The organism is Gordonia terrae, assembly GCF_051789125.1.
Classification (GTDB): Bacteria; Actinomycetota; Actinomycetes; order Mycobacteriales; family Mycobacteriaceae; genus Gordonia; species Gordonia terrae_A.
Genome location: NZ_CP196526.1, coordinates 1,642,464 through 1,659,497, shown reverse-complemented (window position 1 = coordinate 1,659,497; position 17,034 = coordinate 1,642,464). Strand labels below are relative to the sequence as shown.

General features: G+C 67.3%; 17 protein-coding genes. 12 read left to right on the top strand and 5 right to left on the bottom strand.

Annotation, left to right across the window (positions count from 1 at the left end; translation table 11 throughout):
- Window positions 1-141: 141 nt before the first annotated feature.
- From ACSUZC_RS07565 to ACSUZC_RS07555, 3 genes are all read left to right on the top strand, one after another.
- The gene (locus ACSUZC_RS07565; RefSeq protein ID WP_439032233.1) at window positions 142-966 is read left to right on the top strand and encodes a mycofactocin-coupled SDR family oxidoreductase; all 825 of its coding nucleotides are present in this window, start codon (window positions 142-144) and stop codon (window positions 964-966) included.
- A gap of 176 nt (window positions 967-1,142) precedes the next feature.
- Window positions 1,143-1,799, top strand: coding sequence for a TetR/AcrR family transcriptional regulator (locus ACSUZC_RS07560; RefSeq protein ID WP_439032232.1), 657 nt, complete (start codon window positions 1,143-1,145; stop codon window positions 1,797-1,799).
- 1 nt (window position 1,800) lies between these two features.
- Entirely contained in the window at window positions 1,801-4,161 is a 2,361-nt protein-coding gene (locus ACSUZC_RS07555; RefSeq protein ID WP_439032231.1) for an MMPL family transporter, read from the top strand.
- A 6-nt stretch (window positions 4,162-4,167) separates the two neighbouring features.
- On the opposite strand, the gene ACSUZC_RS07550 is transcribed toward ACSUZC_RS07555, so the two are convergent.
- Window positions 4,168-4,488: a putative quinol monooxygenase gene (locus ACSUZC_RS07550; RefSeq protein ID WP_439032230.1), complete on the bottom strand. Its 321-nt coding sequence runs from the start codon at window positions 4,486-4,488 to the stop codon at window positions 4,168-4,170.
- Window positions 4,489-4,671: 183 nt separating this feature from the next.
- Between ACSUZC_RS07550 and ACSUZC_RS07545 the strand changes: the two genes are divergently transcribed.
- The 5 genes from ACSUZC_RS07545 to ACSUZC_RS07525 all read left to right on the top strand — a co-directional run bounded on the left by ACSUZC_RS07545 (window position 4,672) and on the right by ACSUZC_RS07525 (window position 10,301).
- Complete coding sequence (locus tag ACSUZC_RS07545) at window positions 4,672-6,096, top strand: aldehyde dehydrogenase family protein (protein WP_439032229.1); 1,425 nt, start codon at window positions 4,672-4,674, stop codon at window positions 6,094-6,096.
- A 345-nt stretch (window positions 6,097-6,441) separates the two neighbouring features.
- On the top strand, window positions 6,442-7,323 hold the full coding sequence (locus tag ACSUZC_RS07540; protein WP_439032228.1) for an alpha/beta hydrolase: 882 nt from the start codon (window positions 6,442-6,444) through the stop codon (window positions 7,321-7,323).
- 62 nt (window positions 7,324-7,385) lie between these two features.
- Window positions 7,386-8,186, top strand: coding sequence for an alpha/beta fold hydrolase (locus ACSUZC_RS07535; protein ID WP_439032227.1), 801 nt, complete (start codon window positions 7,386-7,388; stop codon window positions 8,184-8,186).
- Window positions 8,187-8,261: 75 nt separating this feature from the next.
- Entirely contained in the window at window positions 8,262-9,746 is a 1,485-nt protein-coding gene (locus ACSUZC_RS07530; RefSeq protein ID WP_439032226.1) for an alpha/beta hydrolase, read from the top strand.
- A 111-nt stretch (window positions 9,747-9,857) separates the two neighbouring features.
- Window positions 9,858-10,301, top strand: coding sequence for a hypothetical protein (locus ACSUZC_RS07525; protein WP_439032225.1), 444 nt, complete (start codon window positions 9,858-9,860; stop codon window positions 10,299-10,301).
- A gap of 12 nt (window positions 10,302-10,313) precedes the next feature.
- On the opposite strand, the gene ACSUZC_RS07520 is transcribed toward ACSUZC_RS07525, so the two are convergent.
- The 3 genes from ACSUZC_RS07520 to ACSUZC_RS07510 all read right to left on the bottom strand — a co-directional run bounded on the left by ACSUZC_RS07520 (window position 10,314) and on the right by ACSUZC_RS07510 (window position 12,628).
- Window positions 10,314-11,162 carry an alpha/beta hydrolase gene (locus tag ACSUZC_RS07520; protein WP_439032224.1) on the bottom strand — a complete coding sequence of 283 codons (849 nt, stop codon included), beginning with the start codon at window positions 11,160-11,162 and terminating at the stop codon, window positions 10,314-10,316.
- A gap of 68 nt (window positions 11,163-11,230) precedes the next feature.
- Entirely contained in the window at window positions 11,231-11,620 is a 390-nt protein-coding gene (locus ACSUZC_RS07515) for a hypothetical protein (RefSeq protein ID WP_439032223.1), read from the bottom strand.
- Window positions 11,621-11,698: 78 nt separating this feature from the next.
- Window positions 11,699-12,628, bottom strand: coding sequence for an LLM class F420-dependent oxidoreductase (locus ACSUZC_RS07510; RefSeq protein WP_439032222.1), 930 nt, complete (start codon window positions 12,626-12,628; stop codon window positions 11,699-11,701).
- 132 nt (window positions 12,629-12,760) lie between these two features.
- On the opposite strand from ACSUZC_RS07510, the gene ACSUZC_RS07505 reads away from it, so the two are divergent.
- On the top strand, window positions 12,761-13,174 hold the full coding sequence (locus ACSUZC_RS07505) for a hypothetical protein (protein ID WP_439032221.1): 414 nt from the start codon (window positions 12,761-12,763) through the stop codon (window positions 13,172-13,174).
- A gap of 22 nt (window positions 13,175-13,196) precedes the next feature.
- Here ACSUZC_RS07505 and ACSUZC_RS07500 read toward each other — a convergent pair whose 3' ends face one another.
- The gene (locus ACSUZC_RS07500) at window positions 13,197-13,700 is read right to left on the bottom strand and encodes a mycothiol transferase (RefSeq protein ID WP_439032220.1); all 504 of its coding nucleotides are present in this window, start codon (window positions 13,698-13,700) and stop codon (window positions 13,197-13,199) included.
- 69 nt (window positions 13,701-13,769) lie between these two features.
- On the opposite strand from ACSUZC_RS07500, the gene ACSUZC_RS07495 reads away from it, so the two are divergent.
- The 3 genes from ACSUZC_RS07495 to ACSUZC_RS07485 are packed head-to-tail and all read left to right on the top strand — an operon-like array spanning window position 13,770 to window position 17,016.
- The gene (locus ACSUZC_RS07495; protein ID WP_439032219.1) at window positions 13,770-15,266 is read left to right on the top strand and encodes an LLM class flavin-dependent oxidoreductase; all 1,497 of its coding nucleotides are present in this window, start codon (window positions 13,770-13,772) and stop codon (window positions 15,264-15,266) included.
- Window positions 15,263-16,312 (top strand): methionine ABC transporter ATP-binding protein, encoded by a 1,050-nt coding sequence (locus ACSUZC_RS07490; RefSeq protein WP_439032218.1) that lies wholly within the window; start codon window positions 15,263-15,265, stop codon window positions 16,310-16,312. Before ACSUZC_RS07495 ends, ACSUZC_RS07490 begins: the two co-directional genes overlap by 4 nt.
- The gene (locus tag ACSUZC_RS07485) at window positions 16,309-17,016 is read left to right on the top strand and encodes a methionine ABC transporter permease (RefSeq protein WP_439032217.1); all 708 of its coding nucleotides are present in this window, start codon (window positions 16,309-16,311) and stop codon (window positions 17,014-17,016) included. The genes ACSUZC_RS07490 and ACSUZC_RS07485 overlap by 4 nt, the downstream gene beginning before the upstream one ends.
- The last annotated feature ends 18 nt before the right edge of the window (window positions 17,017-17,034 follow it).

Here is a 17,034-nt window from a genome sequence, read left to right as displayed (position 1 = left end):
TCGCCCACAGCGGGTCATCACACCGCCCCCAGGCGTCGGCGCGCTCAGATGTGGACATCATGAGCGCGGGAAGCGCTGCGCCGCACACAATCCGGTCGAGGCCGTCGTGCGCCCCGGTCCGCCCAGAGAAAGACGATCATCGTGCAGAGACTCAGTGGAAAAGTTGCGTTCATCAGCGGCGTGGCGCGTGGGCAGGGTCGTTCCCATGCCGTCCGCCTGGCGGAGGAGGGTGCCTCGATCATCGGTCTGGACATCTGCGACCAGATCCCCACCGTCTTCTACCCGATGGCGACCCGCGAGGACCTCGCCGAGACCGAGCGACTGGTCAAGGAAGCCGGCGGACAGATCGTCACCGCCGTGGGCGATGTCCGCAACCGCGACGACATCCGCTCGGTGCTCGACGCCGGCATCGACCAATTCGGCCGACTGGACACGGTGATCGCGAACGCGGGCATCATGCCCGTCATCGGCCCGGGCGAACAGACGCAGGCCTGGCATGACGCCGTCGACGTCATGCTGACCGGCGTGTGGAACGTCCTCGACCTCACCGTCCCGCGGTTGATCGAGCAGAACGAGGGCGGTTCCATCGTCATCACCAGTTCGGCCGCGGGACTGACGAGCATCGGACTGAACACGTTCGCAGGCCAGGCGGGTTACTCGGCCGCCAAGCACGGGGTCGTGGGCCTGATGCGCCTGTACTCGAAGCAGCTCGCGAAGAATCTCATCCGCGTGAACACGATCCATCCGACCGGCGTGAACACCCCGATGGTCGCCAACGCGGAGTACGGCGAGTTCGTGAACTCCCACCCCGAGGTGGCGAACGACGACGCGTACAAGAATCCGATGCCGGTCGAGCTGATCGAATCGGTCGACATCAGCAACGCGATCGTGTTCCTCGCCTCCGACGAGGCCCGCTACATCACCGGCGTCACGTTGCCGGTGGACGCCGGCTACAACAACCGCTGATCCGCGCGGCCGGCACGGCCACCGATCGACCCGACCCGGGCGAGTCCCAGACTCACCCGGGTCGACGCGTCCCATCGTGATGTACGACACCCGACGACCCCGACTGTGAGCAGTCTCCCGATATTGCATGACACTGCAAGATTGCAGGAATCTGCAAGTTCCGTACCGTGGACGGGGTGAACTCCCCCGGACTCCGTGAGGCGAAGAAGGCGGCCACCCGCACGGCGCTCGCCCGCGCCGTCCTGCGGTTGTCGACCAGCGAGGGCATCGACCATGTGACGATCGACGCCGTCGCGGCCGAGGCGAACGTGTCCGTGCGTACCTTCCACAACTACTTCAGCGGCAAAGAAGACGCCCTGCTGTTCTTTGTGTCGTCGCTGTTCGACACGATCGTGGAACGGATCGAGGCACGGCCCGCGGACGAGACCTTCTGGTGCTCGGTGCGTACCGCCCTCGTCGAGGCCGCCCTCTCCCCCGATGTCGGCGAACCGAGAGAAATCGTCGGCCTCCTGCGGCTCCTCGACACCGACCCCGGTCTCACCGCGCGTTCGCGCGACATCGAACTCGGCGACACCGTCGAGGCCAGACTGACCCAGCTCTGCGCGCAACGCGGCCAGCCGGTGCACGCCCTGTATCCGCGCCTAGTCCTGCACAACGCGATCACCACCGTCCGCGTCGCCCTGGAGTTCTGGGTGAGCCATCACGACTCGGCGGGAACCGCCACCGACCTGGCCACCGTGCTGGAGTGCGCCTTCGACCAGCTCGAATCCGGCCTGTCGCAACCCATCCGACCAATGAACGACCTTCCCGACCCATCCCCCGAGGAGCACTGACGTGGCAACACACCTGTACCGACTAGGGCGATGGGCGTTCGAGAACCGCCTCAAGACCATCGCGATCTGGGTCCTGGTCCTCATCGGACTGGGCATCGGCGCGAGCCTTCTCGCCAAACCGACGTCGGAGTCGTTCTCGATCCCGGGCATCCCGTCGGAGAAGGCGCAAGACCTCATGGTCGAGCGCTTCCCCGGTGAGGCGACCTTTGGCTCCGACATCGGCGTCACGTATGTCGTTCGGGCACCGCAGGGTTCGACGCTGACCGAGCCCCGTTACCAGGAGGCGATCGACTCGATGGTCGCCGGCCTGAAGTCGGTCGAGGACGTGAAGAGCCCCGACTCGATCACCAATCCGTTCGTCTCCTACGGCACCGAACAGTCACCGGGTCAGCTCCGCGAGCTGTCCGCCACCTTCCAGGAGGAGACCTTCGGCAAGAACGCCGAGGAAGCGGCAGCCGACGCGCAGGCCACCTCACCGATCAATGCGGCGGGCACCGTCGCCCAACTCGGCGCCTCCTTCGACGTCGAGGCCTCGTCCGACGTCACCGAGACCATGCGCGAACAGATGGACAAGATCGCCGACGACGCGCGAGCCGCAGGTCTCACCGTCGAGATGAAGGGCTCGGCCACACAGCAATTCGAGCTCGGGATCACCTCCGAGCTGATCGGCATCGGCGTGGGCGCGCTCATCCTCATCCTCACGTTCGCCTCCCTCGTCGCCTGGGGCATGCCGATCATCACCGCCATCGTCGGCGTCGCGATCGGGATGCTCGGCGTCCAGATGGGCACCCACTTCTTCGACCTCAGCAACGAGACCCCGATCCTCGCGACGATGATCGGCCTCGCCGTCGGCATCGACTACGCACTGTTCATCGTCTCCCGCTATCGCCACGAGATCCATCGGTCGGCGAACCGGGCCGATGCGGCCGGCCGGGCCGTCGGCACCGCCGGTTCCGCCGTCGTCTTCGCCGGCAGCACCGTGGTCATCGCGCTGGCCGCGCTGGCGATCGTGAACATCCCGTTCCTGACCGCCATGGGCGTCGCCGCGGCGGGCACCGTGATCGTCGCCGTCCTGGTCGCGCTCACCCTGCTCCCGGCGATCCTCGGCCTGTTCGGCGGCAAGGCCTTCGCCGGACGGGTGCCACGCCTCAACGCACCCGATGTCGGACCGCACGACGCCGACCGCGGCCACAACGGGCAGCGCTGGGTCCAGCGTGTCGTGGCCCGGCCGCGTACGGTCACGGTCGCGATCGTGGGCATCATGGTCATCCTCGCGATCCCGATGGCCGGGCTCAAGCTCGCACTGCCCAACGACGGGACCGCCGATCCGTCCGAGACCCAGCGACGCGCTTACGACATGGTCGCCGAGGGATACGGCCCCGGCTTCAACGGACCGCTCGTCGTCGTCGCGGACGGGCGAGCCATCGAGGACACCGGCGAGCGCCTGCGTGCCTTCGACACCCTCGTCGACGACCTCGGTCGTGTCGACGACGTCGCGGTCGCCCAGATCGGGGCCGGCGGACTCAACGAGGCCCAGGACACTGCCAAGATCACGATCATCCCGTCGACCGCTCCGTCCGACGATGCAACACCCGCACTCGTGGAGACGCTCCGCGAGATGGAGTCCCAGGTGCAGGGCACGACGGGGATCTCCTACGGCGTGACCGGGCAGACCGCGATCGAACTCGACATCTCCGACCGTCTGTCGAGTTCGCTGATCCCCTACCTCCTGGTCGTGGTGGGCCTCGCGTTCATCCTGCTGATCATCGTGTTCCGCTCGATCCTCGTCCCGCTGACCGCGGCACTCGGCTTCCTCCTGAGCGTCGCCGCGACCTTCGGCGTGACGGTGGCCCTGTTCACCAACGGCGACCTGGGGATCGTCGACAACCCGCAACCGCTGGTGTCGTTCCTGCCGATCATGTTGGTGGGCATCGTGTTCGGGCTCGCGATGGATTACCAGGTGTTCCTGGTGACCCGGATGCGAGAGGCGTACGTGCACGGCGCCGACGCCAAGACCGCGGTCGTCGAGGGATATCGCCACAGCGCCCGCGTGGTGGCGGCCGCCGCGGCCATCATGATCTCGGTGTTCGCCGCGTTCATGTTGCAGGACATGGCTTTCATCATGGTGATGGGCTTCGCCCTGGCGGCCGCGGTGTTCTTCGACGCCTTCGCCGTCCGGATGACCCTGATGCCCGCGGTGCTGACCGTCCTGGGTGACAAGGCCTGGTGGTTGCCGCGCTGGCTGGACCGCATCCTGCCCGAGGTCGACATCGAGGGCGAGAAGCTGAGACTCGACGACGCCGCCCGCTCGGCCGATGCCGCGGGGGCCGACACGGACTCCGAGGTACGCGCCGGCCGCTGAAGCGGGTCAGTCGACCCGGAACTCTCCGAGTTCGGACCAGCTGTCCCCGTCGATCGTCGTGTTGATGACGTCGGGGGTCCGCTGGAGGTACTTGGGGAGTTCCTGCTGCGCCTGCTTGAAGTGCGGCGCCGTGACGTGCGCCTCGGCGGCGTCGTCGTCGAACGCCTCGACGAGGACATAAGTGTTGGGGTCCTCCACCGACCGCGACCAGTCGAACCACTTGTTGCCGGGTTCGGCTCGCGTCGCCTCGGTGAACTCACGGGACAGCTCGGGCCATTCGTCGGCGTACTCGGGCTTGATCGGGAACTTCACGACGATGAGAATCATGATCCGAGCCTAGCGCCGACCCGCCGGTCGGAGCGTCGCAGATTGCGACTGGGACGGGTGTTCCAGAATCGGTTCGGGCCCGGTGCCGCCGAAGGCAGGGATTCACGAGACCTCGACCGCAAGAGAGCCTAGAGTGTGAAACAGACAACAAATGTCCTCACTTCAGGCAGCAACGGAGGCACCATGCCGGACATCACCAAGTTCTACATCGACGGCCAGTGGGTCGAGCCCGCAGAGCTCAACCTCATCGACGTCATCAACCCGGCGACCGAGAAGTCGGCCGGTCAGGTCGCGATCGGTGGTGCCGCCGACGTCGACGCAGCTGTCGACGCGGCACGTCGCGCCTTCGTCACCTGGGGTCAGACCACCGTCGAAGAACGCCTCGAGGTCCTCAACCGGATCATCGCCGAATACCAGAACCGCATGGGTGATCTCGCCGCCGCGGTCACCGAGGAGATGGGTTCGCCGGTCGGTCTCACCAATGCCGCCCAGGTACCCATCGGCCTCGGCCACCTGATGACCGCCGCCGCCCAACTCCCCGACTTCAAGTTCGTCGAGGACCGGGGCAGTTCGCGTATCGCCAAGGAGCCGATCGGCGTGTGCGGCTTCATCACCCCGTGGAACTGGCCGCTCAACCAGGTCATGTGCAAGGTCGCCCCGGCGTTGGCCACCGGCTGCACCATGGTCCTCAAGCCGTCGGAGGTCGCTCCGTTCTCGGCCGCGATCGTCGCCGAGATCTTCGACGCCGCCGGCGTGCCCGCCGGCGTGTTCAACCTCGTCAACGGTGACGGTCCCGGCGTCGGTGCCGCGCTGTCGAGCCACGAGGGCATCGACATGATCTCGTTCACCGGCTCCACCCGGGCGGGCATCGAGGTCGCCAAGAGTGCGGCGCCGACCGTCAAGCGCGTCGCACAGGAACTCGGCGGCAAGAGCCCGAACATCATCCTCGACGACGACGACTTCGCCAAGAACGTCGCCGGAGGCATCGCGACGATGATGATGAACTCCGGCCAGTCCTGCAACGCCCCCAGCCGGATGCTCGTCCCGGCAGGCCGCGTCGACGAGGTCGCCGAGATCGCCAAGGGCGTGGCCGCCGAGCTCACCGTCGGCGACCCCACCACCGACGTGAAGCTGGGCCCGGTGGTCTCCGAGGCGCAGTTCGACAAGATCCAGGGCCTCATCGAGAGAGCTCTCGCCGACGGTGCCACCGCGGTCGTCGGCGGCGCCGGCCGCCCCGAGGGCCTCGAGACCGGCTACTACGTGAAGCCGACCGTGTTCACCAACGTCACCAACGACATGGAGATCGCCCGCACCGAGGTGTTCGGCCCGGTCCTCGTGGTCATCGGCTACGACTCTGTCGACGAGGCCATCAAGGTCGCCAACGACACCGAGTACGGCCTCGCCGGATACGTGTCGGGCAAGGACGTCGACGAGGTGCGCCGCATCGGCTCGCAGATCCGCGCCGGATCGATCTCGCTCAACGGCGCGCAGCTCGACCCGAGCGCACCGTTCGGTGGTTACAAGAAGAGCGGCAACGGCCGCGAGTGGAGCGACTACGCCTTCGACGAGTTCCTCGAGGTCAAGTCGCTGCTCGGCTTCGGCGCCTGACGACAGAACACATCCATCGACCACGCCGCCGGGCGCATCCTCTCGGGATGCGCCCGGCGGCGTTCGCTGCTGCCGTGCGAGACCATCACGCCCACGGCCACGAGTTCGATATCGGGCAAATCAGGACGCGGACAGACGAAGGCCATAAGCTGGTCGAACCATTTCGGTCCGGTCGCTCGATCAGTCGGGTGACCGGTTCAGCATTCTTCGGGGGAAGAGCGTCAGCGTGACGCAAACGGGGGGACCGTGTTTCCAGCACTACTTCGTGCGGTCGTTGCCGCATGCCTGACGGCGGTGTGCCTTGCGGCGACGCCCGCATGGGCCGCGCCCGCACCATCACGCATCGTGTCGGTCGTGCAGGAGTCGGCGACCAGGGCACAGGTGTGGGTGTATTCCGCGGCCATGGACAAGAACATCAAGTTGTTCGTCCTGACTCCACGGAACACGACCGGGCCACGTCCGACGCTCTACCTACTCGACGGCGCAGGATCGCGCGGCAACACCAGCGGCTGGCGAGGTGCCGGCAACGTCGATGAGTTCTTCGCGGACAAGAACGTGACCGTCGTGCTCCCGACCGGGGCGTACGGGACGCAGTACGCCGACTGGGAGCGACGAGATCCCAAGGTGGGTAAGCCGATGTGGGAGACGTTCCTGACGAGGGAACTCCCGCCGCTCATCGACACCCGGTTCGAGTCCGACGGGTCACGAGGAATCGCCGGGGTCTCGATGGGTGGCCAGGCGGCGTTCACCCTGGCGTCGCGGGCCCCGTCTCTCTACCGAGCCGTGGCCTCGCTCAGCGGCTGCCCTCCGGTGTCCTCGCCCCAGGGCGAGGCCTACGTCCGAGCGACACTCGCCCGGGGCGGCGTCAATGCCGACAACATGTGGGGGCCCGCCGGCTCTCGTGGATGGCGCGACCACGATCCGGCCCGCCACCTGGAACGGCTCCGCGGCAAGGCGCTGTATCTCTATTCGGGAGCCGGCCGGCTCGGACCCGCCGACATCAAGCGCAACGTGACGCCCGAGGAGGGCCTCTATCAGGTCGTGCTGGCAGCGTCGTCGGCCTTCGAAGTCGCCACCAACGACTGTTCGCGGCGATTCGCCGGGCAGCTCCGCGATGTCGGCCTCCCCTTCATCGACGGGCTGCAGACCGTCGGAACCCATCATTGGTACTACTGGGAAAAGGAACTGCCACGGATGTGGAAAGCGATCGCGCCCGCCCTGCGATGATCGTGCGCTCGACACCGGCGTCGCGAGGGCAGCCCGGGCGCCTTCGCCGATACCATCGGCGCATGCAGATCCCGGCCGGCCCCGACTCATCGATCCTGCTCGACACCGAGGTGTTCGGCGACGGCGAACCGCTACTCCTCATCGAAGGGATGTCCGCCCATCGCGGGATGTGGACCGACGACCTGCTCGACGCCCTCACCCCACACTTCTCCGTAGCCGTCTACGACCATCGCGGTATCGGTCACAGCAGCCGCGCCGAGGCCGCGTTCACCATCGCCGATCTCGCCGCAGACGCCCGCGACGTCATCGACGGACTCGGATGGGACTCCGCCCACGTCGTCGGCACCTCGATGGGTGGCATGGTCGCGCAGGAACTCGCACTGAACTTCCCTGAACACGTGCGCACCCTGGTTCTGGGTTGCACCACCGCGGGTGGGCCCGGAGCCATCAGCGCCCCGGGCGCGGGGCGTCTGGTGGAAGCGATAGCCTCCCGCGATGCCGCACGCGTCGCCCGCACCGCGTTCGAGGTCAACCTGTCGCCGGACTTCGCCGCCCGCGACGGCTCCTTCGACCGTTTCGTCGCGCTGTCCACACAACGACGGGTGCCGTCAGCCGTCGTCGCCTGGCAGGCGGCGGCCTGCGCCGCCCACGACACCCGCGACCGGCTCGCCGGCCTCGCCGTGCCGACCACCGTCATCCACGGCGACGTCGACGAGGTGATCGCCGTCGTCGAAGGTGAGCGCCTGGCCGATGCGATTGGAAACGCTGCACTCGAACGCTGGGCGGGCGTCGGGCACATGTTCTGGTGGGAGCGTCCCCAGGAGACGGCCGAGCTGGTCCGAAAAAATTCTCTGGAGCGGTAACGCAGGTCCCCTCCGCGAACGACATCCCTGATATCGGCACCAGGTGATCGGGTCGCCGCATATCTCAGGAGCTCCATGTCGCACTCGCACAGCGAACAGCCCATCTCGTCCCCCTCTCCCGCCCACGCGGACACATCGCCGCCCCGCCGGTTCTCGCCGCGCCGCCGCATCCTGACCGGTATCTCGGTGGTCGCCGTCCTCACTCTCGGGTTGTTCGGGGCGAGCACGCTGCTCAACTCGTCGAACACCGCAAGCGCCCTCCGCGGACATCCCGACGTCCTGCGACCGGGCTGTACCTGGGACAAGTCGGGGAACTTCGTCCAGAACTGCAAGGTGTGGTCGGAGTCGCAGCAGCGTGAGGTGATCGTCCAGATCCGCGCCTCCAGCGGCAGCGACAGCGGCGTCTACATGCTCGACGGCATGCGGGCCAGCGAGACCCGTTCGGCGTGGACCACCGATGTCCAGGCGGCGAAGGTCTACGACGCCAAGGCCGACACCACCCTCGTCATGCCGGTGGGCGGCGCATCGTCCTTCTACACCGACTGGGACGGCGGCGCGGGCGACAAGAACACCACGATCAAGCAGGAGACGTTCCTGACCGCGGAGCTGCCCACCTACCTCGAGCGGGAGTTCGGCGTCAGCCGCAACAACAATGCGATCATCGGCCTGTCGATGTCGGGCGGGCCGGCGGTGACACTGGCCGAACGACACCCGGAGCAGTTCAAGGTCGTCCAGGCGATGTCCGGCTACTACCAGACCGACAACCCGATCGGCGCCCTCGGCGTCATGGCCACCCAGACGATGGTGTCGAACTACGTCAACGGTGTCGTGAACATGTGGGGCGCGCCCGGCGGTACCCGTTGGACCGACAACGACCCGTCGAAGAACGTCAACAAGCTGGCCGAGAACGGCCAGGTCCTCATCATCTCCTCGGGTAACGGTTTCCTGACCCCCACCGAGATGGCCAAGCTCGCGCCCCAGGACCAGATCAGTGCGATGGCGCTGGAGATCCTGTCCGCGGTGTCGACCGTGCTCATGCAGCTGCAGGCCAAGCAGGCCGGCGCCTCGGTGATCTCCCTGCCGAACTACGGCGGGCACACATGGGAGAACTGGGGACGAGCACTCGGCGGCGGCAAGGAGCACGTCCTCACCGCGCTCCGCAACAACCCGCCGGTGACCACCAAGACCACCGTGGTCTCCGCCTCGGGCAGCCCCGATCCGGAGGCCCCCGCAAAGGTCACGCTCGCCGCCAAGAAGGTCGCCGAGACCACTCCGGCGCTCGACCTCTCGGGGCTCTCCGCCAGGGGATCGTCCAGCGAGTCCGGTTCCTCGTCGGAGTCCGCTTCCATCGAGTCGTCCGCGTCGTCGGCGTCCGAATCCTCGTCGGCCGGGCTCGCCCCGTCCGCTGCGTCGAAGTCGGAATCGGTGGAGGCCACCGCACCGGGGTCGGCCACCAGCAGCGAGACCACGACACGGAACGCTCCCCGACTCGCACCCGCAGGTCCGGGCGGCGCGTCCGCTGCCGGTAGCTCGAGCAGTACCCCGGTACCGTCCCGCTGACCTGGATCCCTGCTCCCTGCTTCCGATCCCGTTCACGCAGAAGTGCGTGAGCGGGAACGGAATACGCGAGTGAGCGATCCCGGCGTCCGGGCCGACTGCTAGCGTGCAGCCATGCCTGCCGCCGACCTCGCCGACACCATCGGCACCGACACGGCCGTCGTGGTGCTCGCCTCCGGCGTGATCCTCGTGTGGGGTCTCGCGCTCGGGGTGTGGAAGTACCACGGCATCCGGACCTCTCCGGATGGCAGCGCGCACGTGTATGTCGACATCGCGCACCGCGCGGCACTGATGTACTCGTTCGCCGCACTGGTCCTCGCGGCGCTGGTGGAACTGAGTGCGTTCTCGACGGCCGTCAACCTGGTCGCGGCCGCGGTGCCGATCGTGTTCTTCGTCGCCGCCATCGCCGCGTACTGCGTGCACGGCGCACTGCGTGACACCACCAACCAGTTCGTCGACCCGACTCCGGGCACCTATCTGTTCATGCTCGCGCTGATCGTGGGTGAGATCGGCGGTGTGGTCGTTCTGGTGGCCGGCGGCGTGGTGCGACTGTTCTGAGCGATCCGCGCGTCACGGTGCGGCCGGCGACCCCGCGGTGTGTCGGGCGAGCCAGGCGATGACCTCCTCGAGGACCACGTCCTGCTCCGGCTCATTGAAGATCTCGTGATACAGGTCGTCGTAGATGACGAGCTTCTTGTCGCGCGAACCCGCCAGCCGGTCGACCATGTCGCTACCCCGGGGATCGGTGAGCTGGTCTTCGCTGCCGTGCATGACCAGAACGGGCAACTGCAGCGACGGCAGGCGATCGGGGAACGAACGCATCGTCGCGATCATCGCACCACCGAGTCCGGCCGGGATCTTTCCGCGCGTGACCAGCGGATCGGCGTCGTACGCGGCGACGACCGCGGGATCTCGCGAGATGCTCGAGCTGCTCAGTTCGGTGGTCGGCAATCCAGGGGCGATCCGGCCGATCAACGGCGCGAACCGTACGGCCAGGGCGGGCAGGTCGTCGCCGGGCAACACCGCCGCTCCGGACAGGATCAGCCCGTCGAGCTCGTCCTGGTGATCGAGCGCGTAGTCGAGAGCGATGCACCCGCCCATGCTGTGCCCGATGAGGAACGTCGGTAGTGCGGGGTCGGCGACGTGGGCCACCACGGTGCCGAGGTCATCGGTGAAGTCGGCGAAGCGGCGTACCCGAAGTCGCTTGCCGCCGGACCGTCCGTGACCGACGTGGTCCGGGATCGCCACCACGTAGTCGGCGTCGACGAGTCGTTGTGCGACGTGCCCGTACCTCCGGCCGTGCTCGGCGAGGCCGTGCACGATGACGACGACACCGCGTGGCGTCTTCTGCGGGCGGTGGACGTCGTACACGATCGTATGGCCGTGGCCGCCGCGAAAACTGTGCTCTTCCGGTGTCATTCCCTGATCTCGCTCGTGTCGTCCGATGTCCGGTCTGATCGTCCCGTGAGGGATCGTCGAGTGGTCGGTCAGTGCCAGCCGAGCCGCGCGGCCACCGATCTGCCCGCGGATTCCAGCGCGCCGAGCGGCCGGAGCGCGGCCTCTCCGACACCGACCATGGCCTCGACCCGCCCGACGACGCGCTCGACACGGCCGACGATGTCGGACATCCGGTCCACGGTGGCGTCGACCTGATCGAGGGTCCCCGACAGACGCACGAGTGTGTCGTCGAGCTTCGCGATCGTCGAATTCAACCCGTCCATGGTCGGGCCGATCCCTTCGAGGGTCTCACCCATGTCGGCGAGGATGCCCTCGAGCTGGTCCACGGTCACGTCGGCGTTGAGTGCGGCCTGCGCGAGTTTCTTGATGCGCTGCCGTTCCGGCGGTCGCGATGGCGAGTGCTCGCCTCTGTCGGCCATGAGGTGGATTATGACCCATGGCGCCCGTCGTCAGGACCATGTCGCGAGAAAGAGCCCTACCGCGAGCCCGGCCACGGGTCAGGTGAGTTGCGGCGCCACCTTCGACGCGACGAGCTCGAGGTGGTCCAGATCGGACAGATCGAGCGTCTGCAGGTACACCCGTGTCACGCCCAGCTCCCGGTAGGTCTCGATCTTCGCCGCCACCTCATCGGGAGTACCCGCGGCACCGTTGCGGCGCAGCTCCTCCGGTTCACGACCGATCGCCTCGGCCCGGCGCCGGAACTCGGATTCGTCTCGGCCGCAGCATAATACGAGTGCCGCCGAGTAGATCAGGCCCTCGGGGTCGCGGCCGTTGCCGGTGCAGGCGTCCCGGACGCGGCCGATGAGGTCCGCGGCGACATCGAGCGGCTGGAACACGACGTTGAACTCGTCGGCGAAACGCGCTGCGAGCGCGGGTGTTCGCTTCTTGCCGCTGCCACCGATGATGATCGGCGGGCGCGGGGTCTGTACCGGCTTCGGCAGCGCGGGAGACCGGGTGAGCCGAAAGTGCTTCCCCTGGTGGTCGAACTCCTCCCCGAGGGGCGTCTGCCAGAGGCCGGTGATGATCTCCAGATTCTCCTCGAGCCGCTCGAATCGTTCCTTCAGCGGCGGGAACGGTATCCCGTAGGCCTCGTGCTCGCGTTCGTGCCAACCGGTGCCGATCCCCAACTCCACACGGCCACCGCTCATCTGATCGACCTGCGCGACCGCGATGGCGAAGGGACCCGGTAGTCGGAAGGTCGCCGAGGACACCAGGGTCCCCAGTCGTATGCGGGAGGTCTCGCGCGCGAGGCCGGCCAGCGTGATCCACGCGTCGGTGGGTCCGGGCAGGCCGTCGCCACCCATTCCGGTGAAATGGTCGGAGCGGAAGAACGCGTCGTAGTCGAGTTCTTCGGCCGCCCTCGCGACTGCGAGGAGATCGTCGTAGGTCGCGCCCTGCTGGGGCTCGGTGAAAATTCGCAACTGCACGTTTCCAACCTACGCGGAGTGGGCACCCGTGCTGGTGCGAGGCGGGGCGCCCATCGCTTCCCATCCAGCCCTACGGTCACTCCGAATCGCTCAACGCATGACACATCGTTCCTCGACAACAGGAGTCCGATCATGAAGACAGTAACGCGCACAGCTCTCGGTTTCGTCGTCGCGGCCGCCGGTGCGACCGCAGTGTCCCTCGCTGCCGCCCCGTCCGCGAGTGCAGCACCCACCATCTGTCCGGCGCTGCCCGGACAGTCCGCGTCGGCGGACTCCTGCAGCGCGGAGTCCGGACCCACCGGACTCTCGCTCGCCATCACCGACAACGGCGGCACGGCGACCTCCTCGGCCGACAACTACGCGGGACCCGCCGCGATCGCACTGGGCCCGGGCGCGACAGTCAACATGAACGGGATCCGTCCCGGACTGGCGATCGGTATCGCGGGTCCCGGCGGCGAGGTCGTCGTCGACGGCAAGAACGGCCCGACCTGCAAGGGACCGGCTTTCGCCGGTGACTTCCAGACCTTCCGCGGCTGCATCTCCTGACCGCCGAACGGTGACGATCGTGTCAGGAGAACATGCCGCGTAGGTATGCCGCCTGACCGATGTGCTGGGCGTCGTCGTCGAGGACGCTCACGAGACGCACGCCCAGCGTCACCGGCGGGTCCCAGTTGGTGTCGATGACACGATCGAGATCCGAATCAGAAAGCGCTTCAATGTAATCGACGCTGACCGCGTGCGTCGCGTCGTAGTAGTCCCGGAGCAGCGCGGCATCCTCGACCATGACGCGTGCCGCGTCATCGGCCGACTGGCCGTATCCGGTCTCCGAGGCGGCCAGCGGAAGGCCGAAACGATCGGCCCAGCCCTGCGCGACCCACACCTCGTCGGTGCCGGCCACGTCGGCGATGTGCGAGTCCTGCACTCGCGTCAGATGCCACACCAGCCAGGCGATGGTGTTGGTACCCGGTGCCGGCGCACGGTTGAGCACCTCGGGTCCCGCGCCGTCCAGGACGGCGTGCACGTTCTCGGAAACTCGGCCGAGGCCGTCGAGTAACACATCAGTGGATCGCATGCGGCAAGTTTAGGTTCGCGATGGTCCCAATGATGGTCACTGCGCTGTTCCGTCAGCATCATTCCTCCGGTGTCTGATCCGAACTCCCCTTCCGCACCACCGGCCGGAGGCCCGAACCCGGCAACGAAGGCCGCACGCACGATCCGCTTCAACGCCTTCGACATGAACTGCGTGGCGCATCAGTCCCCCGGCCTGTGGCGCCATCCGGCCGACCGGTCTTGGAACTACAACACGATCGACTACTGGGTCGACCTCGCCCGTCTGCTCGAGACGGGCGGTTTCGACGGGTTGTTCATCGCCGACGTGCTAGGCACCTACGACGTCTACGCGGGGACCGACGAGGCCGCCATCCGGCAGGGCGCCCAGATCCCGGTCAACGACCCGCTTCTGCTCGTCTCCGCGATGGCGCACGCGACCGAGCACCTCGGATTCGGCATCACCACCGGCACCGGCTTCGAGCACCCGTATCCGTTCGCCCGCCGACTGTCGACACTCGACCATCTCACCCGCGGCCGCGTCGGCTGGAACGTGGTGACGGGATACCTGCCGGCGGCCGCACGCAACATGGGCGCCGACGACCAGCTCGAACACGACGCCCGCTACGACCATGCCGACGAGTACCTCACGGTGTTGTACAAGCTGTGGGAGGGCTCGTGGGAACGCAGCGCGGTGGTGCGTGACCGCGACGCCGGAATCTTCGCCGACCCGGCCAAGGTTCATCACATCGGCCACCACGGCACCCATTTCACGGTGCCGGGTATCCATCTGTCGGAGCCGTCGCCACAGGGATCCCCGGTGATCTACCAGGCGGGCGCGTCACCGCGCGGTCGACGATTCGCCGCGGAGAACGCCGAGGCGATCTTCGTCGCGGCACCCACCAAGGCAATCCTGCGCGACGTCGTCGCCCGAACCCGAGAGGAACTCGTCCTCGCGGGCCGCGATCCTTATGACGCGAAGATCTACACCCTGTTGACGATCATCACGGATTCGACGCCGGAGGCGGCCCGGGCCAAGGCGGAGGAATACCAGTCCTATGCCAGCGACGAGGGTGCGCTGGTGTTCATGTCCGGTTGGATGGGCATCGACCTCGCGAGCTACCAGCTCGACGAGCCGATCGGCAACGTCCACAGCAACGCCATCCAGTCCGCGGTTGCCGCCTTCTCGCAGGCAAGTGAGAGCGGTGAGGAATGGCGTGTGCGAGACATCGCGGCGTGGGGTGGCATCGGCGGAATGGGCCCCGTGCTCATCGGTTCCGGCGACGAAGTGGCGGAGGCCCTGCAGGACTGGGTGACCGAGACCGATGTCGACGGGTTCAACGTCGCCTACGCGGTGACACCCGGGTCATTCGAGGACATCATCACCCACGTCGTGCCTGCGCTGGAGCGCCGCGGTGTCTACCAGCGCGACTATGTTCCGGGAACGCTGCGGCACAGGTTGTTCGGCCGAGGAGATCACCTGCCCGACACCCATCGCGGCGCGAGTTACCGAGTCGGTGGGGTCAACTCGACGATCGATGATTCCGTCCGGGACAGAAGCCGGCTCATCTCGAACGGAGCGGTCAAGTGATCGAGGTCGTCGGTCTGACCAAGGTGTTCGGGGTGGGGTCACCCGACCCCACCACCGTGCTCGACGACGTCGGGTTCACGGTCGACGCGGGCGAGATCTTCGCCGTCGTCGGACCCTCCGGAGCGGGTAAGAGTACCCTGGCGCGATGCCTGAACCTGTTGGAGCGTCCGACATCCGGGAAGGTCGTCGTCAACGGTGAGGACCTCACGGCGCTCGGCACCTCGGGCCTGCGCGACGCCCGGCGACGGATCGGCACCGTCTTCCAGTCGGCGAGCCTGCTCTCGCGACGGACCGCCGCGCAGAACGTCGCATTACCTCTCGAGTATCTCGGCGCGACGCGGCGGTCCACTGCCGCAAGAGTTGCCGAACTGCTCGACCTCGTGGGCCTCGCGGACAAGGCCGGACTGTACCCGCATCAGCTGTCAGGTGGTCAGCGTCAACGTGTCGGCATCGCCAGGGCTCTCGCCCTCAAGCCGTCGGTGTTGTTGTCCGATGAGGCCACCTCGGGACTGGATCCCGCTGCGACGGAAACCTTCCTGCGGCTCCTCACCGCGGTGCGGGACGAACTCGGACTCGCAGTCGTCTTCATCACCCACGAGATGGACACGATCGTGCGCGTCGCCGACACCGTCGGCCGACTCGACCACGGCCGGATCGTCGAACACGGCCGGTTGCGGGACCTTGTACTCGACGCCGATTCTGTTCTCGGGCAGTCACTCCGGCCACGCGGTCCGAGCGCGCCACCCGCCTCCGCAGAGACCTCGATCTCCGTGGTCTACAACTCCGCGACGGTTCCGGCGGACTGGCTGACGCAACTCGGCAGGCGACTGGATCTGCCGATCTCGGTGCTCGGAGCCAACATCCAGACGATCGACGGAACCGCGTTCGGCGACCTCACCGTCGCCGTGCCCAACGGCCACGCGGCCGCATTCATCGGTGCCGCGGGCGAACTCGGTCTGGTGGCCCGCCCGACCGCAGCTGCGCAACCGGCCGGCGAGTCCGCGGCGGGCGCGGCCGCCGACAAGGACTCCGAGGTGGCGGCGTGAGCACGACGTATCTGGCCAACATCACCGTGCCGCTCGACGAGATCCCCGATCTGCTCGTCCCGGCAGCCGTCGACACCGTTCTGATGGTGAGCATCGTGATGGTCGTCGTGCTCGTCGTCGGCGTACCGCTGGGTGCACTCATCCACAACCTCGCACCCGGCGGCCTGTTCGCGAACCGCGCACTGCACACCCCGCTGTCCTGGGTGATCAGCATCGGACGGTCACTGCCCTTCCTGGTGCTGATGACCGCGATCATCCCGTTCACCCGGCTGATCACCGGCACCAACATCGGTATCGCGGCCGCGGTGGTCCCGATGTCGATCGCAGGGATCGCGTTCTTCACCCGAATCGTCGAGAACTCGCTGCGGTCGGTTCCGGCGTCGACCATCGACGTCGCCCGGGCCTCCGGAGGTTCCCATGCTCAGATCATCTGGAAGGCGCAGGTTCCCGAGGCACTGCCCAGCATCGTGGGCGGGCTGACGATCAACACGATCGCCATGATCGAGTACTCCACGATCGCGGGCACCATCGGTGCCGGCGGCCTCGGCTATGTGGCGGTCACCTACGGGTATCAGCGATTCGACCAGGGCGTCATGGTCGCCACCATCATCGTGCTCATCGTCACCGTGGCCGTCATCCAGGTCGCTGGTGACGCGCTCGCCCGCAGCCTCAATCCGGTCACATCCCGCCGCGTCAACCACTGAACGCCGCGTATCCAGCCC

Coding starts and splice junctions, on each gene's coding strand:
- ACSUZC_RS07550 (WP_439032230.1), bottom strand. CDS start 4,488: ATGATTCTCATCGTCGTGAAGTTCCCGATCAAGCCCGAGTACGCCGAC.
- ACSUZC_RS07545 (WP_439032229.1), top strand. CDS start 4,672: ATGCCGGACATCACCAAGTTCTACATCGACGGCCAGTGGGTCGAGCCC.
- ACSUZC_RS07535 (WP_439032227.1), top strand. CDS start 7,386: ATGCAGATCCCGGCCGGCCCCGACTCATCGATCCTGCTCGACACCGAG.
- ACSUZC_RS07530 (WP_439032226.1), top strand. CDS start 8,262: ATGTCGCACTCGCACAGCGAACAGCCCATCTCGTCCCCCTCTCCCGCC.
- ACSUZC_RS07525 (WP_439032225.1), top strand. CDS start 9,858: ATGCCTGCCGCCGACCTCGCCGACACCATCGGCACCGACACGGCCGTC.
- ACSUZC_RS07520 (WP_439032224.1), bottom strand. CDS start 11,162: ATGACACCGGAAGAGCACAGTTTTCGCGGCGGCCACGGCCATACGATC.
- ACSUZC_RS07515 (WP_439032223.1), bottom strand. CDS start 11,620: ATGGCCGACAGAGGCGAGCACTCGCCATCGCGACCGCCGGAACGGCAG.
- ACSUZC_RS07505 (WP_439032221.1), top strand. CDS start 12,761: ATGAAGACAGTAACGCGCACAGCTCTCGGTTTCGTCGTCGCGGCCGCC.
- ACSUZC_RS07500 (WP_439032220.1), bottom strand. CDS start 13,700: ATGCGATCCACTGATGTGTTACTCGACGGCCTCGGCCGAGTTTCCGAG.